Raw genomic sequence first — 26,261 nt, 5'->3', positions numbered from 1 at the left:
GGTTTTTCGGTAACGGGCGGTTGCAGGTGCCGTTGGGGATCATCGACCGGCCGTATGAGCAGCGGCGTGACCCGTTGTGGGCGGATTTCTCGGGCGCGGCGGGGCATGGGGTGATCGTGGGTGGTCCGCAGTCGGGGAAGTCGACGATGCTGCGGACGCTGGTCATGTCGATGGCGTTGACGCACACGCCGGAGGAGGCGCAGTTCTATTGCCTGGACCTCGGTGGTGGCACGCTGGCGGGGCTGGCTGACCTGCCGCACGTGGGCGGGGTCGCGGTCGCGCGGCGGGAGCCGGACAAGGCGCGGCGGATCGTGGCCGAGCTGACCACGCTGCTCACCGAGCGGGAGGGCCGGTTCGGGGCGATGGGCATCGACTCGATGACCGAGTTCCGCAACCGCAAACGCCGTGGGGAGATCCGGCCGGATCAGGACCCGTTCGGGGATGCGTTCCTGGTCGTGGACAACTGGCGGGCGTTGCGGGATGACTTCGAGGAGCTGGAGACGACGATCACCCGGCTGGCGACCCAGGGGTTGTCCTACGGGGTGCACGTCGTCATTTCGGCCAACCGGTGGGCCGACATCCGCCCGGCGATCAAGGACATGCTGGGCACCCGGTTCGAGCTGCGCCTGGGTGACCCGACCGAGTCCGACATCGACCGCCGGGTGGCGGTGAACGTCCCGGCCGGGCGGCCGGGGCGCGGGTTGACGCGGGAGAAGCTGCACATGCTCGGCGGGCTGCCGCGCATCGACGGCTCCAGCGACCCGGAGACGATCGCGTCCGGGGTGGCGGATGCGGTGGCGAAGGTGAAGGGCGCGTGGCGGGGCCGGGTGGCGCCGCAGGTGCGGCTGCTGCCGGAGATGATCACCTACGAGGAGGTGCTCAAGCTCGACAGTGCCCGCGACTCCAAGCTGGTCCCGATCGGGGTCAACGAAGAGGACCTGCAGCCGATCTACCTGGACTTCAACGCCGAGCCGCACTTCTACGCCTTCGCCGACGGCGAGTCCGGGAAGACGAACCTGCTGCGGCAGATCGCCCGCGGTATTTCCGAGCGGTTCACCGCCAAGGAAGCGCTGATCCTGCTGGTGGACTACCGGCGCACGATGCTCGGGTTCGTGCAGGGTGATTCGCTGCTCGGTTACGCGGTGTCGGCCGCGCAGCTGGAAAGCATGATCGGGGACGTGTTCAACTCGATGACGCGGCGCCTGCCGGGCCCGGACGTCACCCAGGAGCAGCTGAAGACGCGGTCGTGGTGGAAGGGCCCGGAGCTGTTCATCCTGGTCGACGACTACGACCTGGTCGCCACCTCCAGCAACAACCCGCTGCGGAAGATCTCCGACTTCCTGCCCCAGGCCAAGGACGTCGGCCTGCACCTGGTCGTCGTGCGCCGCACCGGTGGCGCGTCGAAGGCGATGTATGACCCGATCATCGGCAAGCTCAAGGAGATCGCGGCACCGGGCATGGTCATGAACGGCTCCCGGGACGAAGGCGCCCTGGTCGGCAACATCAAACCCTCGGCCATGCCCCCGGGCCGGGGCAACCTGCTCACCCGCAAGTCCGGCAAGCAGCTCATCCAGGTGTCGTGGATCCAACCCGACTGAGCACGGTGGCGGGGCGTGCCGCGGTGGGGGGTAGGTTCCTCCCCGAGGGTGCGCCCCGTCGGCCGGGCGTGGGGAACGAACACTGCGGGAGCTGCTGGTGACGGTCCGGGTTGCGGTGGACTTCGGGACGTCGAGCACCTGCGTCGTCGCTTCGGTGAGCGGGCGCGATCCGCAGGTCGTGGTGATCGACGGCCAGCCGCTGATGTCCTCGGCCGTGTTCGCGGCGGCCGATGGCACGTTGTTCGTCGGCCAGGAGGCCGAGCGGCAGGCGGCGGTCGACCCGTCGCGCTACGAGCCGAACCCCAAGCGCCGGATCGACGAAGGCGAGCTGCTGCTCGGCGAAAGCGTCCTGCGCGTCACCGACGTCGTGCACGCCGTGCTGGGGCGCGCGGTTTCCGAAGCGCGCCGCCTGGCCGGGGACGCCGAGGTGGACCTGCTGGTGCTGACCCACCCCGCGGACTGGGGCGCCATCCGCACCCGGCTGCTGCGGCAGGCCGCCGGCGGGCTCGCGCGCGAAGTCGCGCTGGTGCCGGAGCCGGTCGCGGCGGCGGTCTACCACGCGGCGACGTTCGCGCCGCAGGACGTGACGCGCGACCGCACCGTCGAGTTCAGCGGCCGTCCCGGTGACGCGCTGGCGGTGCTGGACCTCGGCGGCGGCACGGTCGACGTCAGCGTGGTGCGGCGGCTGCCGCCGGACACCGCGCGCGACCGGGCCGGCCGGCCGCAGCGCGGCGGGTTCCAGGTGCTCGCCACGCGCGGCGACCCCGCGTTCGGCGGCGCGGACATCGACCAGGCGCTGCTGGAGCACGTCGGGTCCCTGGTGTCGGCGGTGGACCCCGACGCGTGGCGCCAGCTCGTCGAGGGTCGCGAACTGGTCGACCGGCGCCGCCGTCGCGTGCTGCGCCAGGACGTCCGCGGCGCCAAGGAGACGCTCTCCCGGCACGCCTACACCGACGTGCCGATGCCGCCGCCGTTCGCGGACGCGCACGTGACGCGCGAAGACCTGGAACGGCTGATCGCCTCGCCGCTGGGCCGCGCGGTGGAGCTGACGGTCGCGGCGATCGGCGACGCCGGCCTGCGGCCGAAGCAGCTCACCGCGATCTTCCTGGTGGGCGGGTCGAGCCGGATCCCGATGATCTCCCGGCTGGTGCACGAACGCACCGGCGTCGTGCCGACGAGCCTCGACCAGCCCGAAACGGTCGTCGCGCGCGGCGCGCTGCGGGCGGTGCTGGTGGACCCGGACCGCACCGGCGCGCTGCCCGGCGAAGCGATGGCCCGGCTGGGCGCGGTGCCGGGTGCCGCCCTCAACCCGGCGGCGCAGCGCACGGAGGTCGTCCGCCCCGGCGACGTCGCCCCGCGCCCGGCCCCGCCGCGCGTGGCACCCCCGTCGACCGGGTTCCCGAACCGCGCGGCCCCGCCTTCGCCGCCCCACGGGCAGCCCGCGGCACGGCCGTGGACCCCGCCCGCCGGCCAGCCGGGCCCGCCCGGTGTCCGGCTCGGCGGGCCGCCGGAGGCCGCCCCCGTGAAGAAGAAGGGGCGCGGGAAGCTGTGGGGCGTGCTCGGCGTCGCCGCGGTCGTCGTGGCCGCGCTCGTCGTCGGCGGGGTCTTCCTGTTCCGCGATCCGGGCAGCCCGACCGAGAGCGGCCGGACGCTCTCGCAGTACGACTTCAAGTTCGTCTCCCCGGAGGACTGGGTCCAGACCGACGACCGGGTCGCCGACCGGCAGGTCGTCATCCACCCGCAGGAGTCCCGGGACGGCAACGACCTGCTGGTCGCGCAGGAGTACGTGATGGACTACGACGCGACCGCCGACCCGCAGAAGCTCGCCGACGAGCTCAAGCGCAGCGCGGACGGCGACCCGGACCGCTGGAGCGGGTTCAACCCGAGCCTCGCCTACGCCGGCAGGACCGTCATCGGCTACCACGAGGTCAAGCCGGACCACCCCGACATCCAGGTCGACTGGTACGTCGTGGCGAAGGGCAAGATCCGGGTGCACATCGGTTGCCAGTACGCCACGGCGCGGCTGCGCGACCGGGTCACCGCCGCGTGCACGCAGGCCGTGCGCACGGTCGAGATCCTCAATTGAGAGAGGAGGGCACGCGGTGCCGTCCGAAGAGTTCGAAAGCGCCGCGGCGTCCTTCAAGCGGATCGGCCAGGACGCGGTGACGCACGCCCGGCGCGTTGCCGGGAACGCGAAAGCGCGGAGCCTGCGCCACCACAGCGAAAACGCCGAGCTGCTCAAGCGCGGCGGGCGCGGCGCGAAACCCGGCGACCCGGCGTCCGGCACGCTGCGCGCGGCCGCGGAACGGTTCCGCCGGGCGCGCGGGCTCGGTGTTCCCGCGGTTCCGGATCCGGCCGATTCGGTTCCTTCGCGTTCGCAACCCTCCGCTCGTGCCCCTCGAACGGGTGACGAGGACGAAGACTTTTCCCAGATGCGAATCATGAAACGCGACGCATGAGTTCCGTCCGTGATCGCTGTGCGTGTGCTAATTCCCCTGGTGGCGAACGCATTTTCGGGTGACGCGTAGCTGTGTCGTGGGGTTCGCGGAATACCGGCGGCGACCGGTTCCGGCCACGGGCGTTCACGCAAGCAACTACTTACCGGCAAAGCACGACAAGGGGGAACCGGACATGGCAAGGTCTGCGTCGTAGGGCCGTACAACGAACAAGCTTGGTACGGACAACCACTCTTGAGAAGGGGGTTCCAGCATGGCTGGATTCACCGGGACAGTTCAGCAGTTCACCGAGGCCGAGGGTCGCGTCACCGAGGTCCGCGCCGCCATGGACCAGAACCTGTCCACGCTTCGCGACCGCATCGAGGCCACCCGCGCGGGCTGGCAGGGCGACGCGCAGAAGGCGTTCGACCACGTCATGCAGCGCTTCGACGAAGACGGCCGCAAGATGAACCAGTCGCTGCAGCGCATCGCCGAGCTGCTCAAGGAAGCCGGCTCGAAGTACGAGCGTTCCGAGCAGCAGCAGCAGGAGATCCTGGGCGCCGTCAACCGCGGTTTCGACGCGCTCGGCTGAGCTTCACCCTGAACTTCCTTTCCCGCAACCAAAACTTTCCCAGCGCACAAGGAGAACATCATGCCCAATGACGCCGGCATCAAGGTCAATTACGCCACGATCCGCGCGGCGGCGGACGACTGCCAGCAGACCGGTGGCGAGCTGCAGCAGGCCTTCGACCGCCTGAAGGACGACCTCAAGCCGCTGATCACCACCTGGACCGGTTCCGCGAAGGACCAGTACGACCAGGCCCAGCGCACCTGGGACCAGAGCTTCGAGGACCTGAAGCAGGTTCTGGCGCAGATCGCCGCCGCCCTGCCGCAGATCGCCGACGGCTACCAGGCCACGGACAACGCCGTCGAAGGCCTGTTCTGAGCCGGTAGTCCCGGAAACCACGGCGGGGCCGCACTTCGGTGCGGCGCCCGCCGTTTCTTCGTTGGTGGGGAAAACTCAGTGCGGGGCGCCGACTTCGTACTCGGGCCGGTCGTTGAGCACGCGCACGGTGACCTTCTTGTCCTGGCCCGCGATCTTCACCGTGCAGTCGAACGTCGTGCCGTTCTCGGCGGCTTCGTTCGCCGGGCACTGCGCGTTCTTCACGTCGGGTTCGCCGTAGCTCTCGTTGAGGACCTTGACCACACCGTCCTGAAGGGACTGTTGCTCGAGGACGTTCCCGCGGAACGCGCCGAGGAGCCAGGCCGCGCCGCCGACGACGACGAGCACCAGAACCACGGCTCCCGCGATCAGCACCGGTTTCTTCGACTTCGGCTTCTTTTCCGGCGCGGGGGAAAACGCGCCGAGACCGCCGTACTGCGTCGGCTGGAACCCGCCGCCGTATTGAGGCTGCGCCGGCCGGCCGCCGGCCGGAGTCCCGGTCTGCTGCGGCGTCGGCTGGGACGGCGGCTGCCACGGGCCGGCCGCCGGCTGGCCCGGCTGCCACGGCCCGGAGAACGACCCGCTCGTGCCGGGCTGCTGCGGCGCCTGGTTCCACTGGCCGGTGTAGGAGCCCGTGCCCGGGTCAGCGTTCTGCTGCCACTGCCCGGCGTGCGGGCCGGTCGCCTGCTGCTCGGGCTGCCACCCGGAAGGCGGACTGGCGGGCGGTTGCCACCACTGCGGCTGCTGCTGGTCGGGTGGCTGGGTCATCGGTGCTCACCTCGGGTCGTCGCGGCGGTCACTGGCCCTGCGCTTCGCCGAGCCGCTGGTAGAAGGCGTTCATCGCCGCCCGGTCGGGCAGCACCGTGATCTGCGACGCGTCCGGCAGCTTCGGCATGTCCTGCAGGCTCGCCTTGCCGGTGAACTTGAACTCGTACTTGAGCTCGACGTTGTGGCCGTCGCCGGTGAACTTGGCGTCCATCACGAACGAGACCAGGCTGCCGTCGGGGTTCAGCGTGATCGTGGTCGGCACCATCGCCTTCTTCAGCTCCGGCCCGATCAGGTCGGTGATGCTCGGCGGCAGGATCTCGACCCGGTTCTTGACGAAGACCGCGAACGGCACGTTGACCGTCAGCGCCGTCTTCCCGTCGCCGAGGCTCTTCGCCCCCCGGACCGCGCGCTTGTCGGCCTTGTAGGCGTCCACGGTCGAGGCCGCCATGCGGCACGGCGTCAGCACCCCGCCCCAGACGCACGGCTGGACGAGCCCGGTCTCCGGCTTCGGCATCGACACCCACGCAGTCGGCGAGACGCCCTTCTGGACGTACATCGGGCCGAGGTAGGTGTACTCGACCGTGCCGTCCGCCGGGGTGTACGTGTCGATGATCTCGTCGGGGTTCTTCTGCGAGCGGTGCCGCACCGCGCGGCTCTCCGGGTTGCCGGTCCGGGCCGACGTCACGGTGCTGTGGATCCACTTGGCGTCGAACTTGAAGTAGGCGTCCAGCGAGTTGGTGACGTCGCGGGTGTCGGTGATGGCGTCGCCGAGCTTGCCGATGACCTGTTCGAACTTGCCGCCGACGTAGTCCGCCGCGTCGTCGCCCTTCGGCAGCGCGGTGCCCGCCTTGGCCTGGCCGCAGGCGCTGACCAGGGCCAGGAGGGCACCCAGGACGAAGATCGCCGTCGGTCGTTTCCTCATGCTGTCCCCTGCTCGGCTGTGCGCGGCCCGTGTCGTCCCATCCTCGCGTGTCGTGCGGTCGCGTGCAGGCACTTCGACGGGAAAACCGGGTAGAATCCCGGCTGCGCCCGGGCAGCTCGGAGCCTAGTATGGGCGCCTCCACCACCCCCGATGCACGGGTGCGGTGGGCGTGGGGGTATCTTTACATGTCGTTGTGCGCTGCGGCGCGTAAGCGCTAGGCCCGCACAGAACCCACACGCAATGTTGACGACGAGGTAGACCCTTGCCCACGTACAGCCCCAAGCCCGGCGACGTCACTCGTGCCTGGCACGTGATCGACGCCGAGGATGTCGTGCTCGGAAGGCTGGCGACCGAGGTCGCCACGCTGCTGCGCGGCAAGCACAAGCCGACCTACGCCCCGCACGTGGACACCGGTGACTTCGTCATCATCGTCAACGCCGAGAAGGTCGCGCTCACCGGTAACAAGCGCGAGCAGAAGTTCGCGTACCGGCACAGCGGTTACCCCGGCGGTCTGCGCAAGCGCTCCTTCGGCGAGCTGCTCGACACCAAGCCCGAGCACCTCGTCGAGAAGGTCGTCAAGGGCATGCTGCCGAAGAACAAGCTCGGCCGCGCCCAGGCGAAGAAGCTGAAGGTTTACGCCGGCGCTGAGCACCCGCACGCCGCGCAGCAGCCGCAGGCGCGCGAGATCACCAAGATCGCGCAGGTCGCGCAGTGAGTGAGGAACAGTCTGTGACCAGCACCGAGACCGAGACCCCCGAGGTCCTTGAGGCCACCGAGGCGACCGAGACCGGCGCCGTGGCCACCAGCGAAACCCCCGCCGCCCCGCGCCCGTCGCGGGCCGCGGGCGGCAACGCCCAGACGGTCGGCCGCCGCAAGGAGGCCGTCGTCCGCGTGCGGGTCGTCCCGGGCACCGGTGAGTTCAAGCTCAACGGCCGCACCCTCGAGGAGTACTTCCCGAACAAGGTGCACCAGCAGCTCATCCGCGAGCCGCTGGTCACGGTCGAGAAGCCGGACTCCTTCGACATCTTCGCCAACCTCAAGGGCGGCGGCGTCTCCGGCCAGGCCGGTGCGCTGCGCCTGGCGATCGCCCGCGCGCTCGTCGAGGTCGACGCGGACGACCGCCCGGCCCTCAAGAAGGCCGGCTTCCTGACCCGTGACGCGCGCGCCACGGAGCGGAAGAAGTACGGCCTCAAGAAGGCCCGCAAGGCCCCGCAGTACAGCAAGCGCTGATCGCGCCCCTGGCGCAACCACCCGGAGCGCCCATCCGTCCATCGGATGGGCGCTCCGGTGCTTTTCGGGGGTGTGTCGTTTCCGCGGGTTGGAGCGACACTCAGGGGTGGGCGAAGGCGGTCCGCCCGCGTCGCTAGGTTGTCGTGGTCATCCACAAGGAGGTCGATCGATGGCACGCCTGTTCGGTACCGACGGGGTACGTGGCCTGGCCAACGCCGAGCTGACGCCGGAGCTCGCGCTCGCGCTGGCGGCCAGCGCCGCCCGCGTGCTCGCCGCGCACGACCGCTCGCACCGGCCGGTCGCGGTCGTCGGCCGCGACCCGCGCGCCAGCGGCGAGATGCTCGAGGCCGCGGTCGTCGCGGGCCTCACGTCCGCCGGGGCCGACGTCCTGCGTGTCGGCGTGCTGCCGACGCCGGCCGTGGCCTACCTGGTCGGCTCGCTCGAGGCCGACCTGGGCGTGATGATCTCCGCGTCGCACAACCCGATGCCCGACAACGGCATCAAGCTCTTCGCCGCGGGCGGGCACAAGCTCCCCGACGGCATCGAGGACGAGATCGAAGCCGGCCTCGCGGACGGCAAGGTCCGGCCGACCGGAGCCGGCGTGGGCCGCGTCCACGACGTCGACGACGCCCTCGACCGCTACGCCACCCACCTGCTGAGCGCGACGCCGCACTCGCTCGCCGGGCTGAAGGTCGTCGTCGACTGCGCGAACGGCGCGTCGTCGGCCGCCGCGCCCGAGGTCTACCGCCGCGCCGGCGCCGAGGTCGTCGCGCTGCACGCGGAGCCGGACGGCATCAACATCAACGAGCACTGCGGCTCGAACCACCCCGAGCGGCTGCGCGAGGCGGTCGTCAAGCACGGCGCCGACCTCGGCATCGCGCACGACGGCGACGCCGACCGCTGCGTGGCCGTCGACTCGGCGGGCGAGCTGATCGACGGCGACCAGATCATGGCCGTGCTGGCGCTCGCGCTGGCCGAGGCCGGCGAGCTGGTCAAGGACACCCTGGTCGCGACCGTGATGAGCAACCTCGGCCTGCACCTGGCGATGAAGGCCCACGGTGTGAACGTCGTCACGACGGCGGTGGGCGACCGGTACGTCCTCGAGGAGCTGCGCGCGAGCGGCTACGCCCTGGGCGGCGAGCAGTCCGGCCACGTCGTGCTGCCGGCCCACGCGACGACGGGTGACGGCCTGCTCACGGCCCTGCGCCTGATGAGCCGCATGGCCGAGACGGGCAAGTCCCTCGAAGACCTGGCGGCCGTGATGAACCGCCTGCCGCAGGTGCTGGTGAACGTCCCGGTGGCGGACAAGGCGGCCGTGGCCGGCTCGTCCGAGGTCCGCGACGCGGTCGGCGAGGTCGAGGCCGAGCTGGGCGAAGAGGGCCGCGTGCTGCTGCGCCCGTCGGGCACCGAGCAGCTGGTCCGCGTGATGGTCGAGGCCCCGGCGCAGTCCACGGCCCAGGCGGCCGCGGATCGCCTGGCCGGCGTGGTGTCGGCGGTTTCCTGAGTCTGCCCGCGGCTGTCGTGAGTGGTCAGGGCGGTTAGAACCCCGCCCTAACCACTCACGACAACCCGCGCCGAGACCAGGCCGTGGAACACCGGGTGGGTCTTCCACCGCACTTCGTCCACCCGGCAGCCGCCGCCGAGCACCTTCGCCAGCGCGGCCAGTGCGATCTCGCCCTCGGCCAGTGCGACCCCGGACCCTGGACAGGCGTGCCGGCCCAGGCCGAACGGGAGGCCGTCGGACAGCGACACCGCCAGCGGGCCGTCCGGGCCGAAGCGCAGGACGTACCGCGCCGGGCAGATCGACGTCACCAGCTCGCGCACGCTCCGCGGAGCCGGCGAGGTCGCCAGCTCCAGCCCGGCACAGGCGAGGAAGTTCAGCGAGTTCTCGTAGGCCGCGTGGGCCAGCACGACCGGGTTCAGCACCAGCTCGTCGTCGTCGAGCCGGCCGGCGGCGTGGGCCGCCCGCAACTCCGTCAGCCCGCCCGGCCCGGCCGGCGTCCGGCTGAGCTGCACCGCCAGCCGGAACGCCGACGCCTGCCCGGCCCGGTCGGTGCCGCCGAAGACGTCGAGGTTCGCCGTCGTCCGCTCCAGGTGGTCCAGGAAGACGTCGTCGAGCGGCACGCCCAGCACCGCCGACGTCACCGCGCCCGCCACCGGCCGCGCGAAGTCGCGCACGAGGTCGAACGACGACCCCAGCCCGGCCACGACCGCCTCGATCCCGGCGACGACCGGGCCCGGCAAGGGTTCCAGTCCGGCGATGATCTCCCGCAGCACCCCGCGCACCCGCGTGTGGCCGTCGCCGTCGCGCAGCAGCACGCTGGGCGAGCCGGTGCCGGGATCCGACGTCAGCTCCGGCGAGCGCAGGGCCCGCGCGCACGCGTCGCGACCGGAGACCACGCCGATCCCGTGCCGCTCGAACTCGTCCATCGCTTCGACACGGTAGGGCAGGATGGGCCCGTGCCGCCCGCAGACGTCCCGGACGAGGTCCTGACCACACCGTTCACGGACTACCTGCTTCGCAACGCCGCCGAAGACCTCCCGGCCTTCACCTGCCGGACCTTCCCCGGACCCGCCGACGAGACGCTGACGTGGCCCCAGGTGCTCGACCGCGTCCGCGGTGTCGCCCGGGAGCTGCGGCGGGCCACCCGGCCAGGTGATCGCGTGGCGATCGTCGCCCGGCAGGACCTCGGGTACGTCGTCGCGTTCCTCGCGACGCTCTACGCGGGCCGTGTCGCGGTGCCGCTGTCGGTCCCGACCGGCCGCTCCGGCCGCGCCCGGATCGAGTCGGCCTTCGCGGACGCCACCCCGGCGGCCTGCCTGACCTCGGCGGATCTCCTCAGCAAGATCCCGCCGAGCACCGCCCTCGCCGTTGAGGAGATCGAGCCCGACGGCACCGAGCCGCCCGCCGAGGTCGCGCCGGCCGACCCGGCGTACCTGCAATACACGTCGGGCTCTACGCGCCGCCCGGCCGGCGCCGTGATCTCGCACCGCGCGCTCGTGGCGGCCTGCTGGCAGACCACGGAGTGCTACCACGCGAGCGCGTCGACGCACCTCGCCGGCTGGGTGCCGTTCTTCCACGACATGGGCCTGGTCCTGCTCATCGGCACGCCGGTCTTCCTGGGCGCGCACTCGGTGTTCTTCACGCCGATGGAGTTCGTGCGCGACCCGATGCGGTGGATCCGGCTGCTCGCCGACCACCCCGGGGCGGTCACGGCCGCGCCCAACTTCGCCTTCGACCTCGCGGCGGAGGCAGCGGGGGAGCTGGTGGACCTTTCGCACGTCAACTCGGTGCTCAACGGCAGTGAGCCGGTCCGCGCCGCCAGCATCGACGCCTTCCAGCGCGCCTTCGCGCCGTCCGGGCTGCCGCGCACCGCCGTCAAGCCGTGCTACGGCCTGGCCGAGGCCACGGTGTTCGTCGCGAGCGCGGGCGACGAAGGCCCGACGGTCACGACGTTCGACGGCGGTTCGCCGCTGGTGTCCGTGGGGCGGCCGTACGGCCAGCGGATCCGCATTGTCGACAAGGAGATCCAGGTGTGCGGGCCCAACCTGGCCGAAGGCTACTGGGGCCAACCGGACGAGCGCGGCCTCTTCACCGAGGACGGCTGGCTCCGCACCGGCGACCTCGGCTTCGTCCACGACGGGCAGCTGTACGTCACCGGGCGGCTGAAGGACCTGATCATCGTCGACGGCCGCAACCACCACCCGCAGGACGTCGAGGCCACGGTCGAAGCCGCGCACCCGGCCATCCGGGCCGGGCGCGTCGCGGCGTTCGCCGTGCGGGACGACCGTGGCGAAGGCGTCGCCGTCGTGGCCGGCTGCGCGGCCCCGGACGAGACCGTCGAGACCGCGGTGCGGCGGGCCGTCTCGGCGGGCCACGACCTGCCGCTGCGCGCCGTCTGGCTGGTGCCGCCGGGCGCGGTGCCGCGGACCTCCAGCGGCAAGGTGTCCCGCACCGCGGCCCGCGACCGCTGGTGGGGCGAGAATGGGCGCCATGACTGACACGGCCGCCTACGCCGAGGAGATCCGGAAGATCGTCTGCTTCGCGCTGGAGATCCCGCCCGAGCGGCTCACCGACTCGACGCCGTTCGACGACGTCGGCATGACGTCCCGGCAGCGCGTCCAGCTGCTCGCGCGCGCCGAGGTGCACTTCGGCGTGTCGGTGGACTTGGACGAACTCGAGCGCCTGGTGGACGTCCGGGGTGTCGCCGAGGTGATTTCCGAAGCGGTCGCCGCGCAGCGCCCCACTGGGTGAGTGCACTTCGGCAAAGCCCAGGTAGGGCGCGGGGCCGAACGCTAGACTCTGTGTGCATCTGCGACGGCACCGAACGGCGTCCGGGTGCGTCACAGTCTCGGAACCCGGGACAGGGACTGTGGGATCGAAGGGGGCAGCGACCATGCCAGACGGTTATGCAGCGAGTTCGGAGGCGATGACGCGGGCGCAGATGCGCTTGGCGGACGTCGCGGACGACCCGGCAGCCGAAGGGAAGAAGGTCGCGCCCACCGAGCTGAAGAAAGAAGACTTCGGCCGCGTCCACGGCGACGGTTTCGACAAGTACAAGTCGGGGATCGACGAAATCGGCGCCGGCCTGGCCGGGCTTTCGAACGCGTTGACGAACCTGGGCAACGGCATCGGGACCGCGGGCTCGAAGTACACCTCCCAGGAGGCGGACGCCGGCGCGCAGGCGAAAGCGGCGGGGAGCAAGTAATGGCGGACTGGGCGGAAATCAAGAAGATCCTCGACGATCCGAACGTCTCCATGAAGACGAAGTCGGATCTCATGGAGGAGTACGACCGCAACACCTTCAACTTCAACGACGAAGAAGAGAAGTACGCCAAGGAATACATCGACGGGTACTCCGACGGCGACAACGACGGTTACCAGATCTTCGAAAACGACGACACCGACGAGATCGTCGCCCGCGCGAAGCAGGAATCCGAAGCCAAGGGCAAGGAACAGCAGGCCCAGACCGACCGCAAGAACACCGCGAAGAAGAACCTCGACGGAATCACGCCGCCGACACTGGGGGTCGGCGCGAAGAGCTCCGACGAGCTACTCGACCAGGGCAACGTCGCGGTCGACTTCCTCGTGCAGTGGACCGACGAGATCTGGAACAAGATCAAGGGCGGCACCGGGCACATCGACTCCCAGAAGGACCTCCGGGACAAGTTCCACGAGAACCGCGGGATCCAGTTCCAGAAGTTCCTCACCGAGGCCGACGACCTGAGCAAGGCGCACAAGGTCGTCGAGGACACGCTCACCACGAGCGACACCGAGCTCCAGACCCTCTTCGGGGAGTGGAAGGGCAAGGGCGCCAACGCGGCCGAGATCAAGTACGACGAGATCATCAAGCCGCACTCCAAGGAGCTGTCGCAGCAGATCGACGGCGCCGCGAAGCTGATCCCGCAGACCGTGACGCGCGTTTTCGAGGCCGTCAAGAAGAAGGTCGACGAGGTCCTCGCGCTGCACCGGACGACGATCGCCCAGGCCGACATCACCATGGCGGGAGACGTCCTCAAGATCGCCAACGGCGACACCGACAAGTTCGACGACTTCATGAAGGTCGCCGGCTGGGTCGACGCCGTCAACGCGAAGAACGGCAACCAGACGAACCTCGCCGAGCGGCTGCAGAACGACGACTGCGGCTTCAACGACGAGAACAAGGAGTACGGCCGCAACGTCTGCCGCTACTGGCGTGACGGCGCGTTCACCACCGAGTACCAGGGCCTGATCAACGCGTTCAACGGCTCCTGCAAGTCCGCCAAGGACACCATCGACCAGCAGTTCGGCGCGCTCGAGCAGTTCATGGGCGGCTACCGCAACCAGCTGACCGAGGCGGCGGGGACCGACAAGGGCGGGGACCAGAGCGGCGGCGACCAGCACAACGGGAACGGCGGCGGCTCAAACGGGGGCGGCTCGAACGGCGGCGGCGGGTCCACCGGCGGCGGGGGCAGCACCGGCGGTGGCGGCAGCACGGGTGGCGGCGGCAGCACGACGCCGTCGGCGGCCGAGCCGCCCAAGGCCGAAGACCCGGCGAAGCACGAGGACGGGAAGAACCCGATCACCGGCAAGCCGCTGGAAACGGACCCGGAAACCGGGAAGCCATACCCGATCGACCCGACCACCGGCGAGGCCATCAAGGACACCGGCGACACCGACACGGTGTCGGTCAAGAAGGGCGACAACACGATCGAGATGTCCGAGCCCGACAAGCAGGGCAAGCAGGACATCTCCGTGGACGACGGCCACGGCCACAAGAAGGACTTCCACCTCGACTGGGGTGACGACGACAAGGCCAAGGACGGCAAGGACGGCGCCGCCGCCGACGGCAAGGACGGTTTCGGCCCGCAGGGCAGCCAGCACGCGGGCGCGGGCAAGGACGGCCAGCCCGCCGCCGACGGCAGCTACAAGCCGGGCCCGGACGGCAAGATCCACATCCAGGACGGCAACCTCAAGATCACGGCCGAACGGCCCGAGGGCCCGAACGGCCCGACGATCGTCACGGTCGACGACGGCAAGGGCGAGCCGACCACCTACACGCTCGACGAGAAGCACGACCCGAAGGCGGGCGACCTCAAGACCGACCCGGCGTCGGCGACCGACGGCAGCGGCTCCGCCGTGAAGCACGACCCGGGCGCCCAGTCGCCGCTGACGAAGGACCCGGCGCCGGCCAACCCGGACCCCGGCTTCACGCACGGTTCGGCAGCGGCGTCGAGCGGGTTCTCCGCGCCCGGCGGGCAGGACTTCTCCGGTGACTTCGGCGGCAGCGCCGGCGCGGAGCCGGCCGTCGCAAGTGTCGGTGGCGGCGACTCCGGTGTGGCCGGCGGCGGTGGCGGAGACGCGACCACGACGGCCGGGGCGAGCAACTTCGGTTCCGCCATCACCGGTGGCGGCGGTTCGGCCGACTTCGCCGGCGCGGTGTCGCTCGAGCCGGGCGCCCACACCGGCAGCGACGCGTCCCTGCCCGCGGCCGACGGCGGCGGGCTCGGGGCCACCCCGGTCGACCCGGGCGTGCACCAGGCCGCGGCGAGCTCCTCGAGCAGCATGAGCGGGATGTCCGGCATGGGCGGAATGGGCGGCATGATGGGCGGCATGGGCCAGTCGCCCGGTGGCGGCGGTGACCAGCAGCGCGGGCCGAGCCAGTACCGCATCGAAGGCGGCGTCTTCGAGACGAGCGGCGCGAAGGGCCGGATCAGCGGCTCGCTGGACGACGAGGGTGACCGTTCGATCCGGTACGACCGGTGACGAAGGCCGAGGAGGGCCGATGAGCAGCGCCGAAGAGCGGTATCGCGCGGCGATCTCGACGATGGACGCCGCGGCGCGGGAGCAGGACGAGCAGCGGGGGCTGCGCGAACGCCGCGTCGCGGAGGCCGAGACGCAGGCCCGCGAGGGGTTGAAGAACGAGCTGGCGGCCGCGCAGAAGTACGCCGAGCACATGGACGAGCTCAACAAGCGCAAGCAGAGCGCGGGCGGCTGGGCGACGGAGAAGACCCTGGCCGACAAGGGCCGCGAGTCGCTGATGGAGTTCGGCGTCCACGAGGAAGAGGCGGACACCGGCTACACGGCCTACCCGACGCCGAGCTACGGGACGCCGGCCGTCCCGGCCACGGCGGCGGTGCCCCCGCCCGCGCCGGAACCTCCCGCCGCGCCCCCGGCGCCGGAGCCGCCGAAGCGCGGACGGCACGCCCGCCAGCCCGACGACGAGGACGACTTCTCGAGCACCAGCTGGCTGGTCTGAGGGATGTCCCCGGAGCCCGCCCGCGTCAGTGGGCGGGCTCTTCTTCGCGGTCGATGGGCGCGAGCTTGACGTCCGCTTCGAGCAGCGGCCGGTACTTGTCGGTGCCGGTCAGGTGCGTGAGGAAGAAGGCCGTGAACAGCGCGCGGGTGACCTGCTGCGTCTTGCGGTGCGGCTTGCCGTGCATGATCAGCTGCGACCAGTGCCGGCCCTCGGTGACGCCCAGGTGGGTCGCCTTGCCGAGGGTGCGCAGCTGGACGTCCTCGCCGCCCCAGGCGTCGGTGATCGCCTCGGCGTGCCCGACCTTGGGGGCGACGAGGTCCTCCTCGGCGGCGAGGTGCAGGCCGGGGACGGTGATGGCCTTCGCGGACTCGGTCGCGGGCGGCAGCGTCTGGGCGGCGGCGATGGTCGCGACGGCCTTGATCCGGGGGTTTTCGGCCCGGGCGTCCTGAGCCGCGGCCAGCACGGCGGAGCCACCCCCGGTGGAGTGCCCGGCGAGGCCGAGCTTGGCCGGGTCGACGCTGATGCCGTCGGGCCCGAGCCGCACGGTGGTGACGACGTCGAGGGTGGTCAGCAGATCGGCGGCGAGCAGCCGGTGCGACGGCAGCGGGCCCCGCTGGGTCGCGGGCGCGGCGGCGACGATGCCCCAGCTGGCGAGGTGGTGCAGCAGCTGCCGGTACCGCTCGGGCGGCTGCAGCCACCCGTGCCCGAAGGCCACGGCGGGCAACCCGAGCCCGGCGCGCGGCGTGAAGACGACGCCGGGCAGCCCGACCAGGGCGAGATTGCCCCGCAGGACCTCGTGCGGACCCGGGTGCGTCAACTCCGCGAGCAGCTGCTTGGGCTTGCTGGCCATGCGGGAACCCTACTGTGCACCTCCGCCGAAGGCGCGCCCGCCGCGCTCGGAGCCAAGAGACAGGCAGCGGAGAGCGCAACCGGCACTCCACCCAGCCCTCTCCCGGCAACCCCGATCCGAAGCCAGAACACGGCCGGCAGCACCGGGTCAAGGCACGCTTTCCCGCCTTGACGCGGTCCTGCCGGCCGTAGTCACAATCAGACTCCGGGGTGGCGGGCCACCACCCGCACACGTGTGGGTGACACCGCATTGGTCCGGACCACCACGACAGCGATAACCGCAGGTGAAGAACCCTTTCCGGACCCAGTCAATCCGCCGAACATCCCTCGTTAGGCTGGTGCGCGTGTGTGGAATCGTGGGATATGTCGGGCACCGCCCGGCTCTGGACGTCGTCCTCGGCGGGCTCCGGCGGATGGAGTACCGCGGGTACGACTCGGCCGGGATCGCCGTGCTGGACGGTGGCGAACTGACCGTCGAGCGCAAGGCCGGCCGCCTGGCCAACCTGGAAGCCGAGCTCGACAAGGTCGGCCGCGACAGCATCACCGGCACCGCCGGCATGGGCCACACCCGCTGGGCCACCCACGGCGCGCCGATCGACCGCAACTCGCACCCGCACCGGGACGCCTCGCAGCGCGTCGCCGTCGTGCACAACGGCATCATCGAGAACTTCGCCACCCTCCGCGCCGAGCTGGAAGCCGACGGCGTCGAGATGGCCAGCGACACCGACAGCGAGACCGCCGCCCACCTCGTCGCCCGCGCCTACACCGAAGGCGACACCAAGGGTGACCTGGCCGCCAGCGTCGCCGCCGTCTGCCGCCGCCTCGAAGGCGCGTTCACGCTGGTCGTGACGCACGCCGAGCAGCCGGACACCATCGTGGCCGCGCGGCGGTCGTCGCCGCTGGTCGTCGGGGTCGGGGAGGGCGAGCACTTCGTCGCCTCCGACGTCGCCGCGTTCATCGAGCACACCCGCGAGGCCGTCGAACTGGGCCAGGACCAGCTCGTCGTCATCACGCGCGAGGGTTACGAGGTCACCGACTTCCACGGCGATGCCGCCCAGGCGAAGCCGTTCACCGTCGACTGGGACCTCAGCGCCGCCGAGAAGGGCGGCCACGAGTACTTCATGCTCAAGGAGATCGAGGAGCAGCCCGAGGCGCTGGCCAACACGCTGCGCGGGCACTTCGAGTCGGGCCGGGTCATCCTCGACGAGCAGCGCATCTCCGACCAGGACCTCCGCGACGTCGACAAGGTCTTCGTCGTCGCCTGCGGGTCGGCCTACCACTCCGGCCTGGTCGCGAAGTACGCCATCGAGCACTGGACGCGCCTGCCCGTCGAGGTCGAGCTGGCGTCCGAGTTCCGCTACCGCGACCCGGTCCTCGACCGGGACACGCTGGTCGTCGCGGTGTCGCAGTCCGGCGAGACGGCGGACACGCTCGAAGCCGTCCGGCACGCGCGGGAGCAGAAGGCGCGCGTGCTGGCCGTCTGCAACACCAACGGCGCGCAGATCCCGCGTGAGTCCGACGCCGTCCTCTACACCCACGCCGGTCCCGAGATCGGCGTCGCGTCGACGAAGGCGTTCCTCGCCCAGATCGCGGCCAACTACCTGGTCGGCCTGGCGCTGGCGCAGGCGCGCGGCACCAAGTACCCGGACGAGGTCGCCCGCGAGTTCGCCGAGCTGGAGGCCATGCCCGCGGCCGTCCAAAAGGTACTGTCCACTGTGGAGCAGACGCGGGACCTGGGCCGGCGCATCGCCGACTCGCGCGCGGTGCTGTTCCTCGGCAGGCACGTCGGGTTCCCGGTCGCCCTCGAAGGCGCGCTGAAGCTCAAGGAACTCGCGTACATGCACGCCGAGGGTTTCGCGGCCGGCGAGCTCAAGCACGGCCCGATCGCGCTGATCGAAGAGGGCCTGCCGGTCGTCGTCGTGATGCCGTCGCCCAAGGGCCGCGCGGTCCTGCACTCGAAGCTGGTCTCGAACATCAGCGAGATCCAGGCCCGCGGCGCCCGCACGATCGTGATCGCCGAAGAGGGCGACGAGACCGTCCGGCCGTTCGCCGACGAGCTCATCGAGGTCCCCGCGGTGCCGACGCTGCTGCAGCCGCTGGTGTCCACGGTGCCGCTGCAGGTGCTGGCCGCGGAGATCGCCCGCACCCGCGGGTACGACGTCGACAAGCCGCGTAACCTGGCGAAGTCGGTCACTGTCGAGTAAGCGGAGGCCCCGCCGTGCAGGGAATCTGGACCACGGAACGGATTCGCGAGGCGGAGGGGCGGGCGTTCGCCGTCACGCCGGAAGGCGAGCTGATGCGGCGCGCGTCCTTCGGCTTGTCGGTGCAGATCGCGGATCTCCTCGACGACCACGCCGGCGGCGTTTCCGGCCGCCGGGTCGTGCTGCTGGTCGGCTCCGGCGACAACGGCGGTGACGCCCTGTGGGCGGGCGCGTTCCTGCGCCGACGCGGGGTGGCCGTCACGGCGATCCTGCTCAAGCCCGAGAAAGCCCACGCCAAGGGACTCGAAGCCTTGAAGCGGGCCGGAGGCCGCGCGGTGCCCGCCGAAGAAGGTCCACAGTGGATCGAACGGGCGGACGTCGTGGTCGACGGCATCGTCGGCATCTCCGCGAAGGGCTCGCTGCGGCCGGACGCCGCGCGGCTCGTCGAGCTGGTCGAGGCACCGATCGTGGCGGTCGACCTGCCCAGCGGCGTCGACCCGGACACCGGCGCGGTCGACGGCCCGGCCGTGAAGGCGACCCGCACCGTGACGTTCGGCGCCCGCAAGCCGGTGCACGCGCTGGCGCCCGCCCACTGCGGCGAGGTCGTGCTGGTCGACATCGGCCTCGACCTGGCCGACCCCGACCTCCAGCGGCTCGACGTCGTGGACGTCGCCGCGGCGTGGCCGGTCCCGGGGCCCGAGGACGACAAGTACAGCCAGGGCGTCGTGGGGGTCGCGGCGGGCTCGGCGACGTACCCGGGCGCGGCGGTGCTGGCGGCGGGCTCGGCGGTCCGCGCGACGGCGGGCATGGTCCGGTACGCGGGCCACGCGGCCGACGTCGTCCGGTCGCAGTGGCCGGAGATCATCGCGACGGGCACGGTCGCGGACGCGGGGCGGGTCCAGGCGTGGGTGGTCGGCCCGGGCATCGGCACCGGGGCGGAGGGCCGGGACGTGCTGCGGCACGTGCTCGGCCAGGGCGTCCCGGTCTGCGCGGACGCCGACGCGACGACGATCATCGCGAAGTCCCCGGACGTCCTGGACGCGCGTGACCCGGACACGCCGCTGGTCCTGACACCGCACGCGGGCGAGTACGAGCGCCTGATGGGCCGCAAGCCGGGCGCCGACCGCGTGACGGCGGCGCGCGAAGCGGCGAAGAAGTACGACGCGGTGGTGCTGCTGAAGGGGCACGTCACGGTGATCGCGGCCCCGGACGGCCGGGTCGCGGTGAACACCCCGCGCGGTGCCTGGCTGGCGACGGCGGGGTCGGGCGACGTCCTGTCCGGCCTGGTCGGCTCCCTGTTGGCGGCGGGCCTGGACCCGTGGCTGGCCGCGGCGGCCGCCGCGAACGTCCACTCGCTGGCCGGCGCGATCGCGGCCCAGAACGCGCCGACGTCGGCATCGGGCCTGGTCCACGCGATCCCGGAAGCCATCCGGTCGGTCCGCTCCCTCATGTCCTGAGCAGAGTTATCGAGTTCTCTGTTAACTCCAGGGGACAAATCTGGTAAGAATGCCGTGTGAGCGGCGGCACAGCACCCGGAGACCGGAAGACCCGGCCGTCCGACGCTGCCGTCGAACAGCGCCGGCAGGAGATCCTCGACCACGTCATCGAGCAGGGCGAGGTCCGCATCGACGACCTCACCACCCGGTTCAAGGTCAGCCTGATGACCATGCACCGCGACCTCGACGACCTCGCCGAGCGCCGCCTCCTGCGCAAGCTGCGCGGCAAGGTCGAGGCCTACCCGGCCCTCACCATCGAGACCGCCGCCCGCTTCCGCGACACCCTCCACCACGGCGAGAAGGACGCGCTCGGCGAAGCCGCCGCGAACCACGTCCAGCCCGGCCAGACCGTCTTCGTCGACGACTCCACCACGCTCCTGCCGCTGGTCAAGCGCCTGGCCGAGATCGACGCCCTCACCGTCGTCACCAACTCGCTGCACGCCGCGCGGCTGCTCGGGCCGAAGGTCGACGTCGTGCTCGCCGGGGGTCGCTACTCCCACGAGTACGACTCCTGCGCCGGTCCCGAGGTCCTGAACCTGCTCGACTCGATCCGCGCCGACATCTCGTTCGTGTCGGTCACGGCCGTCGCGGTCGGGCGGCTCTTCCACCCCGATCGCGACTACGCCGAGCTCAAGAAGGCCGCGCTCAAGGTCGCGAACCGGACCGTCCTCGTCGTCGACCACTCGAAGTTCGGCCGCACCGCCACCTACGCGCACGGCGACGTCGGCGACTACGACCTGCTGATCACCGGTGAGTTCACCCCCACCGAAGAGATCGAGGCCGCGCTCAACGCGGGCACCGCGATCGAGATCGTCGAACACGTCGCAGAGGGGCAGCCCTATGACAGCTGAGCTGGTCGCCGGGATCGACTCGTCCACGCAGTCGACCAAGGTCGTCGTGTGCGACGCGCGCACCGGGGAGATCGTCCGCACCGGCCGTGCGCCGCACCCCGACGGCACCGAGGTCGACCCCGCCGCCTGGTGGGACGCCTTCACCGAAGCCACCCGAGGCGTCCTCGACGACGTCAAGGCCATCGGCGTCGGCGGCCAGCAGCACGGCATGGTGACCCTCGACGAGCAGGGCGAGGTCGTCCGGCCCGCGCTGCTGTGGAACGACACCCGCTCCGCGCAGGCGGCGCTCAACCTCATCGACGAGCTGGGCGGGCCCTCGGTCTGGGCGAAGTCCGTCGGCTCGGTTCCGGTCGCGAGCTTCACCGTGACGAAGCTGCGCTGGCTGGCCGAGCACGAGCCGGAGCTCGCCAACCGCGTCGCGCGCGTCCTGCTCCCGCACGACTGGCTGACCTGGAAGCTCACGGGCGGCGACCCGGTCACCGATCGCGGCGACGCGTCCGGCACGGGCTACTTCTCGCCGTCGGACAACGCCTACCGCCTCGACGTCCTGAGCCACGCGTTCGGCGGCCGGACGCCCGAGCTGCCCACCGTGCTCGGCCCGGCCGACGCCGCCGGCCACACGAAGGACGGCGTGCTCGTCTCGGCGGGCACCGGCGACAACATGGCCGCCGCGCTCGGGCTCGAACTGCAGCCGGGCGACGTCGTCGTCTCGCTCGGCACCAGCGGCACGGTGTTCGGTGTCGCGGAGCACGGCGCCGCCGACGCGTCCGGCGAGGTCGCCGGGTTCGCCGACGCCACCGGCCGGTTCCTCCCGCTCGCCTGCACCCTCAACGCCGCCCGCGTCCTCACCGCGACGGCGACGATGCTCGGCGCGACGCTGGGTGAGTTCGACCGCCTCGCCCTCGGCGCCGAGCCGGGTGCCGGCGGCCTGACGTTCCTGCCGTACCTCGACGGCGAGCGCACCCCGAACCTGCCGGACGCCACCGGCTCGTTGACCGGCCTGACCCGGGCCAACATGACCCCGGAGAACCTCGCGCGCAGTGCCGTCGAAGGCATGCTGTGCGGCCTGGCCGCCGGCCTCGACGCGGTGCGCGCGCACGGCCTCGACGTCCACCGCGTGCTGCTGATCGGCGGGGGCGCACAGTCGGCCGCCGTCCGCGCGGTCGCGCCGCTCGTGTTCGGCGTGCCCGTGCAGCTGCCCGACGTCGCCGAGTACGTCGCCATCGGCGCGGCGCGGCAGGCGGCGTGGGCCCTGGCTTCCAGTGCGGAACCCCCGTCCTGGCAGGAGAACCAGAAACTCCGGCTCGAGCTGGACGAGCCGACCGAGGCGCAGCGCGCCGAGGGCCACCGGATCCAGCAGCGCCACCTCGAAGCCCGCGAAGCGGCGCACGGGGTCCGGCGGACTCTCGGAGAGGACTGACCGATGGCTTCCATCACCTACGACAAGGCGACCCGGCGCTACGCCGGTTCGGAGCGCCCCGCGGTCGACGCGCTGGACCTGGAGATCGCCGACGGCGAGTTCCTGGTGCTGGTCGGCCCGTCCGGCTGCGGCAAGTCGACCAGCCTGCGCATGCTGGCCGGGCTCGAGGACATCGACGACGGCGCCGTCTGGATCGGCGACCGCGACGTCACCCAGCTGCCGCCGCGCTCGCGCGACATCGCGATGGTGTTCCAGAACTACGCGCTGTACCCGCACATGACGGTCGCGCAGAACATGGGCTTCGCGCTGAAGATCGCCGGGCGCCCGGCGTCGGAGATCAAGCAGAAGGTCCTCGAGGCCGCGAAGCTGCTGGACATCGAGCAGTACCTCGACCGCAAGCCGAAGGCGCTCTCCGGTGGTCAGCGCCAGCGCGTCGCGATGGGCCGCGCGATCGTCCGCGAGCCGCAGGTCTTCCTGATGGACGAGCCGCTGTCGAACCTCGACGCGAAGCTGCGTGTTTCGACGCGCACGCAGATCGCCGCGCTCCAGCGCCGCCTCGGCGTCACCACGGTGTACGTCACGCACGACCAGGTCGAGGCCATGACGATGGGTGACCGCGTCGCGGTGCTGTCGGACGGCCTGCTGCAGCAGTGCGACACCCCGCGCGCGCTGTACGACCGGCCCGCAAACGCTTTCGTCGCCGGGTTCATCGGCTCGCCCGCCATGAACCTCGTCACGGCGAAGCTGACGGCCGAGGGTGCCGAGCTGGGTGGCGCGCGCGTGCCGCTGTCACGCGAGACGATCGCGGCCGCCGACGGCGACACCGTCAAGCTCGGCTTCCGCCCGGAGGCCCTCGAGGTCACCACCAGCGAGGACGGCACCCTGCCGATCAAGGTGGACCTGGTCGAGGAGCTGGGCTCGGACGCGTACGTCTACGGCAAGCTGGCCGAGAGCGACGCCGAGGGCACGCAGTCCAACATCGTCGCCCGCGTCGACCCGCGCACGCCGCCCGCCATGGGCGACACGCTCCACCTGCGCATCCGCCCGGACGAGCTGCACGTGTTCTCGGCCACAGGTGACGGGGCTCGCCTGCCCTGACCTCGGGTCATGGGAAACTGGAGGCGTTATGTCCTCCAGTTTCCCGCGCGCCCAGGTCGACATCGACCTCGACGCGATCCGCCACAACCTCACCCTGCTGGGCGCCCGCGCGCCCGGCTCCGAAGTGATGGCCGTGGTCAAGGCCGACGCCTACGGCCACGGCGCGCTGCCGGTGGCGCGCGCCGCGGTCGAGGCCGGCGCGAGCTGGCTCGGCACCTGCTCGCTCGCCGAGGCCCTCGCGCTGCGCGAAGCCGGGATCACGACCCGGCTGTTCAGCTGGCTGGACACCCCGGACGTCGACTTCGCGCCGGGCATCGAAGCGGACGTCGACCTCGCGGCCAGCTCCCTGGGTGAGCTACGCCGCATCGCGGCCGCCACGCCGGCGGGTACCCGGGCGCGTGTGCACCTCAAAATCGACACCGGGCTGTCGCGCAACGGCTGCCCGCCCGCCCGCTGGGCCGAACTGGTCGAAGCGGCGGCCGCCGAACCGCGGGTCGAGGTGGTCGCGATCTGGTCCCACCTCGCGTGCGCGGACGAGCCCGAACACCCGTCGATCGACATGCAGGCCAAGCGGTTCGCCGAGGCGTACGACGCGGCCCGCGCGGCCGGGCTCGACCCGAAGCGGCACCTGGCCAACTCCGCGGCCGTGCTGACCCGGCCGGACCTGCACTTCGACCTCGTCCGGCCCGGCATTGCGATGTACGGGCTCAACCCGGTGCCGCAGGCCGAAGACCTGCGCCCGGCGATGACGTTCCGGTCGGCGGTCACGCTGGTCAAGCGCGTCGACGCCGGGGAATCGGTGTCCTACGGCCACACCTGGACCACCCCGCGCGCCACGAACCTGGCGCTGGTCCCGGCCGGGTACGCCGACGGCGTGCCGCGGTCGCTGTCCGGCCGGATGGACGTCTGGCTCGGCGGGCAGCGGCGGCCCGTGGCCGGGCGCGTCTGCATGGACCAGCTGGTGGTCGACTGCGGCGACTTCGAGCCGTCCGCCGGCGACGAGGTCGTGCTGTTCGGCGCCGGGGTACAGGGCGAGCCGACGGCTCGCGAATGGGCCGACAAGCTGGGCACCATCGACTACGAGATCGTGACGTCGATGTACCGGCCGCGGGTGCGGCGCCGGTATCTGGGGGAGCGCTCGTGACACCTTCACGACGACTGCTGGCCATCGCGGGCGGGGTCGGGGCCATCGCCACCGGGACCGCCGCCGCCGCTATCGTCGCCGCGCAGCAGCGGCGGCACAGTGAGGATCCGTACGTGGACGAGCCGCTGGGGGAGCTGAAGCCGGACCGTACTTCCACGGTCGCGGCCGAGGACGGCACGCCGCTTTCGGTCGAGGAGATCGACCCGGAAGACGGCGGGAAACCGGAACTGACTGTCGTGGGGGTCCACGGCTTCGCGCTTTCGCGGCGCTGCTGGCACTTCCAGCGCCGCGACCTCGCGTCGCTGAGGCTGCCGCGCGTGCGTCAGGTGTACTACGACCACCGCGGCCACGGCCTGTCCGGCGCGGCGAACGCGGAGACGTCGACCATCGAGCAGCTCGCGCGCGACCTCGACGTCGTGCTGCGGTCCGTGGTGCCGGAGGGACCCATCGTGCTGATGGGGCACTCGATGGGCGGCATGGTGATCATGGAGCTCGCCGCCGAGTTCCCGGAGCTGTTCGAAGACCGCGTGTGCGGCGTCGCCTTCATCGCGACGGCCGCGGGCGAAGTGGGCGCACGCGGGTTGCCGCGTCCGCTGCTCTCGAAGTACAACCCCCTGACGCGGGCGGCCGGCGGGCTCGCCGGGTGGCAGCCGGGGCTGGTCGAGTTCGTGCGTGCCGCGGGCGGGCAGCTGACCCGCCAGGCCGTGCGACGGCTGGCGTTCGGCAGCCGCGAAGTCGCGCCCCGGCTCGTCGACTTCATGCTCGAGATGCTGGAAGTGACGCCGGTCCGCGGGCTGGTCAACTTCGTCGACACGCTCGGCAGCCACAACCGGTACGCCGCCCTGGCCGGGCTGAAGCACGCGGAAGTGCTGGTCATCGGCGGCGACTCGGACCGCTTCACGCCGTTCTCGCACGCCGAGCGCATCGCGTCCGAGCTGCCCGACGCGGAGCTGGTGCGCGTCCGCGGCGCCGGCCACATGGTGCAGCTCGAGCAGCCCGAGCTGGTGAACAGCCATCTGATCGATCTCCTGCAACGCTGTTCCGGTGTGGACGGCGAATCTACGTCCCGGCGAAACTGGTGGTGGCAGCGTTGACCTTCGTTTTTCCCACGCCCGAAGAGACCATGGACTTCGGGCGCGTGCTCGGCCGCGTGCTGCGCGCCGGTGACCTCGTGCTGCTGGCGGGCCCGCTCGGCGCGGGCAAGACGACGCTGACCCGCGGCATCGCGGACGGCCTCGGCGTCGGCGGCCGGGTCAGCAGCCCGACGTTCGTGCTGGCCCGCGTCCACCCGGCGGGTGCACCGGGCGTCCCGCTGGTGCACGTGGACGCGTACCGCCTGGGCGGCGACCTGTCCCAGCTGGACGACCTCGACCTGGACACGGACCTGGAGCGCTCGGCGATCGTGGTCGAGTGGGGCGAGGGCTCGGCGGAGCGGCTGTCGGAGGACTACCTGGTGGTGCGGCTGGACCGCCGCGAGGACGACGTCCGCGAGGTCACCCTGGAACCCCACGGCACCTGGGCCGACCGCGTACCGGAGCTCGCGAAGATGTCGTGAGTGGGAAACCGT

Annotated in this window: 25 protein-coding genes; 21 read left to right on the top strand and 4 right to left on the bottom strand. The window is 71.6% G+C overall.

Annotated elements, in window-relative coordinates; all coding sequences use genetic code 11:
• The 5 genes from eccCb to ACWEN0_RS25275 form a co-directional block, all read left to right on the top strand.
• Nucleotides 1-1,598 (top strand): type VII secretion protein EccCb (gene eccCb, locus ACWEN0_RS25295; protein ID WP_451978137.1); only part of this gene is annotated, 1,598 nt, incomplete at its 5' end.
• A gap of 97 nt (nucleotides 1,599-1,695) precedes the next feature.
• On the top strand, nucleotides 1,696-3,684 hold the full coding sequence (locus ACWEN0_RS25290; protein ID WP_451978134.1) for a type VII secretion-associated protein: 1,989 nt from the start codon (nucleotides 1,696-1,698) through the stop codon (nucleotides 3,682-3,684).
• 16 nt (nucleotides 3,685-3,700) lie between these two features.
• A complete protein-coding gene (locus ACWEN0_RS25285) occupies nucleotides 3,701-4,057 on the top strand; it encodes a hypothetical protein (protein ID WP_451978131.1) in 357 nt (118 codons plus the stop codon).
• A gap of 250 nt (nucleotides 4,058-4,307) precedes the next feature.
• Nucleotides 4,308-4,625 carry a WXG100 family type VII secretion target gene (locus tag ACWEN0_RS25280; protein ID WP_451978128.1) on the top strand — a complete coding sequence of 106 codons (318 nt, stop codon included), beginning with the start codon at nucleotides 4,308-4,310 and terminating at the stop codon, nucleotides 4,623-4,625.
• Nucleotides 4,626-4,685: 60 nt separating this feature from the next.
• Nucleotides 4,686-4,979: a WXG100 family type VII secretion target gene (locus tag ACWEN0_RS25275; RefSeq protein ID WP_451978125.1), complete on the top strand. Its 294-nt coding sequence runs from the start codon at nucleotides 4,686-4,688 to the stop codon at nucleotides 4,977-4,979.
• A 75-nt stretch (nucleotides 4,980-5,054) separates the two neighbouring features.
• Here the strand turns inward: ACWEN0_RS25275 and ACWEN0_RS25270 are convergent, their stop codons facing one another.
• Nucleotides 5,055-5,744 carry a DUF4333 domain-containing protein gene (locus ACWEN0_RS25270; RefSeq protein ID WP_451978122.1) on the bottom strand — a complete coding sequence of 230 codons (690 nt, stop codon included), beginning with the start codon at nucleotides 5,742-5,744 and terminating at the stop codon, nucleotides 5,055-5,057.
• Nucleotides 5,745-5,772: 28 nt separating this feature from the next.
• Nucleotides 5,773-6,666 carry a hypothetical protein gene (locus tag ACWEN0_RS25265; RefSeq protein ID WP_451978119.1) on the bottom strand — a complete coding sequence of 298 codons (894 nt, stop codon included), beginning with the start codon at nucleotides 6,664-6,666 and terminating at the stop codon, nucleotides 5,773-5,775.
• Between the two features lie 262 nt (nucleotides 6,667-6,928).
• Between ACWEN0_RS25265 and rplM the strand changes: the two genes are divergently transcribed.
• The 3 genes from rplM to glmM all read left to right on the top strand — a co-directional run bounded on the left by rplM (nucleotide 6,929) and on the right by glmM (nucleotide 9,400).
• Entirely contained in the window at nucleotides 6,929-7,381 is a 453-nt protein-coding gene (gene rplM, locus ACWEN0_RS25260; protein WP_257927182.1) for a 50S ribosomal protein L13, read from the top strand.
• A gap of 14 nt (nucleotides 7,382-7,395) precedes the next feature.
• On the top strand, nucleotides 7,396-7,896 hold the full coding sequence (gene rpsI / locus ACWEN0_RS25255; RefSeq protein WP_451978116.1) for a 30S ribosomal protein S9: 501 nt from the start codon (nucleotides 7,396-7,398) through the stop codon (nucleotides 7,894-7,896).
• Between the two features lie 169 nt (nucleotides 7,897-8,065).
• Nucleotides 8,066-9,400: a phosphoglucosamine mutase gene (gene glmM / locus ACWEN0_RS25250; RefSeq protein WP_451978113.1), complete on the top strand. Its 1,335-nt coding sequence runs from the start codon at nucleotides 8,066-8,068 to the stop codon at nucleotides 9,398-9,400.
• 47 nt (nucleotides 9,401-9,447) lie between these two features.
• Here glmM and ACWEN0_RS25245 read toward each other — a convergent pair whose 3' ends face one another.
• Nucleotides 9,448-10,326 carry a cytochrome P450 gene (locus tag ACWEN0_RS25245; protein ID WP_451978110.1) on the bottom strand — a complete coding sequence of 293 codons (879 nt, stop codon included), beginning with the start codon at nucleotides 10,324-10,326 and terminating at the stop codon, nucleotides 9,448-9,450.
• A gap of 30 nt (nucleotides 10,327-10,356) precedes the next feature.
• On the opposite strand from ACWEN0_RS25245, the gene ACWEN0_RS25240 reads away from it, so the two are divergent.
• From ACWEN0_RS25240 to ACWEN0_RS25220, 5 genes are all read left to right on the top strand, one after another.
• Nucleotides 10,357-11,898, top strand: a complete 1,542-nt coding sequence (locus ACWEN0_RS25240; RefSeq protein WP_451978107.1) for a fatty acyl-AMP ligase — start codon at nucleotides 10,357-10,359, stop codon at nucleotides 11,896-11,898.
• Nucleotides 11,891-12,151 carry an acyl carrier protein gene (locus ACWEN0_RS25235; protein WP_451978104.1) on the top strand — a complete coding sequence of 87 codons (261 nt, stop codon included), beginning with the start codon at nucleotides 11,891-11,893 and terminating at the stop codon, nucleotides 12,149-12,151. The genes ACWEN0_RS25240 and ACWEN0_RS25235 overlap by 8 nt, the downstream gene beginning before the upstream one ends.
• A gap of 175 nt (nucleotides 12,152-12,326) precedes the next feature.
• Nucleotides 12,327-12,605: a hypothetical protein gene (locus tag ACWEN0_RS25230; protein WP_451978101.1), complete on the top strand. Its 279-nt coding sequence runs from the start codon at nucleotides 12,327-12,329 to the stop codon at nucleotides 12,603-12,605.
• Complete coding sequence (locus tag ACWEN0_RS25225) at nucleotides 12,605-15,142, top strand: WXG100 family type VII secretion target (protein WP_451978098.1); 2,538 nt, start codon at nucleotides 12,605-12,607, stop codon at nucleotides 15,140-15,142. The genes ACWEN0_RS25230 and ACWEN0_RS25225 overlap by 1 nt, the downstream gene beginning before the upstream one ends.
• A gap of 19 nt (nucleotides 15,143-15,161) precedes the next feature.
• Nucleotides 15,162-15,635: a hypothetical protein gene (locus ACWEN0_RS25220; RefSeq protein ID WP_451978095.1), complete on the top strand. Its 474-nt coding sequence runs from the start codon at nucleotides 15,162-15,164 to the stop codon at nucleotides 15,633-15,635.
• Between the two features lie 25 nt (nucleotides 15,636-15,660).
• Here ACWEN0_RS25220 and ACWEN0_RS25215 read toward each other — a convergent pair whose 3' ends face one another.
• Nucleotides 15,661-16,485 carry a dienelactone hydrolase family protein gene (locus ACWEN0_RS25215; RefSeq protein ID WP_451978092.1) on the bottom strand — a complete coding sequence of 275 codons (825 nt, stop codon included), beginning with the start codon at nucleotides 16,483-16,485 and terminating at the stop codon, nucleotides 15,661-15,663.
• A gap of 343 nt (nucleotides 16,486-16,828) precedes the next feature.
• Here ACWEN0_RS25215 and glmS point away from each other — a divergent pair, with 343 nt between their 5' ends.
• Genes glmS through tsaE form a run of 8 tightly spaced genes read left to right on the top strand, consistent with a single transcriptional unit; the run spans nucleotide 16,829 to nucleotide 26,249 of the window.
• The gene (glmS, locus tag ACWEN0_RS25210) at nucleotides 16,829-18,688 is read left to right on the top strand and encodes a glutamine--fructose-6-phosphate transaminase (isomerizing) (RefSeq protein WP_451978089.1); all 1,860 of its coding nucleotides are present in this window, start codon (nucleotides 16,829-16,831) and stop codon (nucleotides 18,686-18,688) included.
• A 14-nt stretch (nucleotides 18,689-18,702) separates the two neighbouring features.
• Nucleotides 18,703-20,142 (top strand): NAD(P)H-hydrate dehydratase, encoded by a 1,440-nt coding sequence (locus tag ACWEN0_RS25205; RefSeq protein WP_451978086.1) that lies wholly within the window; start codon nucleotides 18,703-18,705, stop codon nucleotides 20,140-20,142.
• Nucleotides 20,143-20,198: 56 nt separating this feature from the next.
• On the top strand, nucleotides 20,199-21,032 hold the full coding sequence (locus tag ACWEN0_RS25200) for a DeoR/GlpR family DNA-binding transcription regulator (RefSeq protein WP_451978083.1): 834 nt from the start codon (nucleotides 20,199-20,201) through the stop codon (nucleotides 21,030-21,032).
• On the top strand, nucleotides 21,022-22,452 hold the full coding sequence (gene xylB, locus ACWEN0_RS25195) for a xylulokinase (RefSeq protein ID WP_451978081.1): 1,431 nt from the start codon (nucleotides 21,022-21,024) through the stop codon (nucleotides 22,450-22,452). The genes ACWEN0_RS25200 and xylB overlap by 11 nt, the downstream gene beginning before the upstream one ends.
• Nucleotides 22,453-22,455: 3 nt before the next feature.
• Entirely contained in the window at nucleotides 22,456-23,550 is a 1,095-nt protein-coding gene (locus ACWEN0_RS25190) for an ABC transporter ATP-binding protein (protein WP_451978078.1), read from the top strand.
• 28 nt (nucleotides 23,551-23,578) lie between these two features.
• On the top strand, nucleotides 23,579-24,694 hold the full coding sequence (gene alr / locus ACWEN0_RS25185; protein ID WP_451978075.1) for an alanine racemase: 1,116 nt from the start codon (nucleotides 23,579-23,581) through the stop codon (nucleotides 24,692-24,694).
• A complete protein-coding gene (locus tag ACWEN0_RS25180; protein ID WP_451978072.1) occupies nucleotides 24,691-25,788 on the top strand; it encodes an alpha/beta fold hydrolase in 1,098 nt (365 codons plus the stop codon). The genes alr and ACWEN0_RS25180 overlap by 4 nt, the downstream gene beginning before the upstream one ends.
• Nucleotides 25,785-26,249 carry a tRNA (adenosine(37)-N6)-threonylcarbamoyltransferase complex ATPase subunit type 1 TsaE gene (gene tsaE / locus ACWEN0_RS25175; RefSeq protein WP_451978069.1) on the top strand — a complete coding sequence of 155 codons (465 nt, stop codon included), beginning with the start codon at nucleotides 25,785-25,787 and terminating at the stop codon, nucleotides 26,247-26,249. Before ACWEN0_RS25180 ends, tsaE begins: the two co-directional genes overlap by 4 nt.
• Nucleotides 26,250-26,261 lie beyond the last annotated feature (12 nt).

It is taken from the genome of Amycolatopsis sp. NPDC004378 (genome assembly GCF_053602455.1).
The sequence above is the reverse complement of the archived record's forward strand: the minus strand, read 5'-3'. Positions and strand labels throughout refer to the sequence as shown.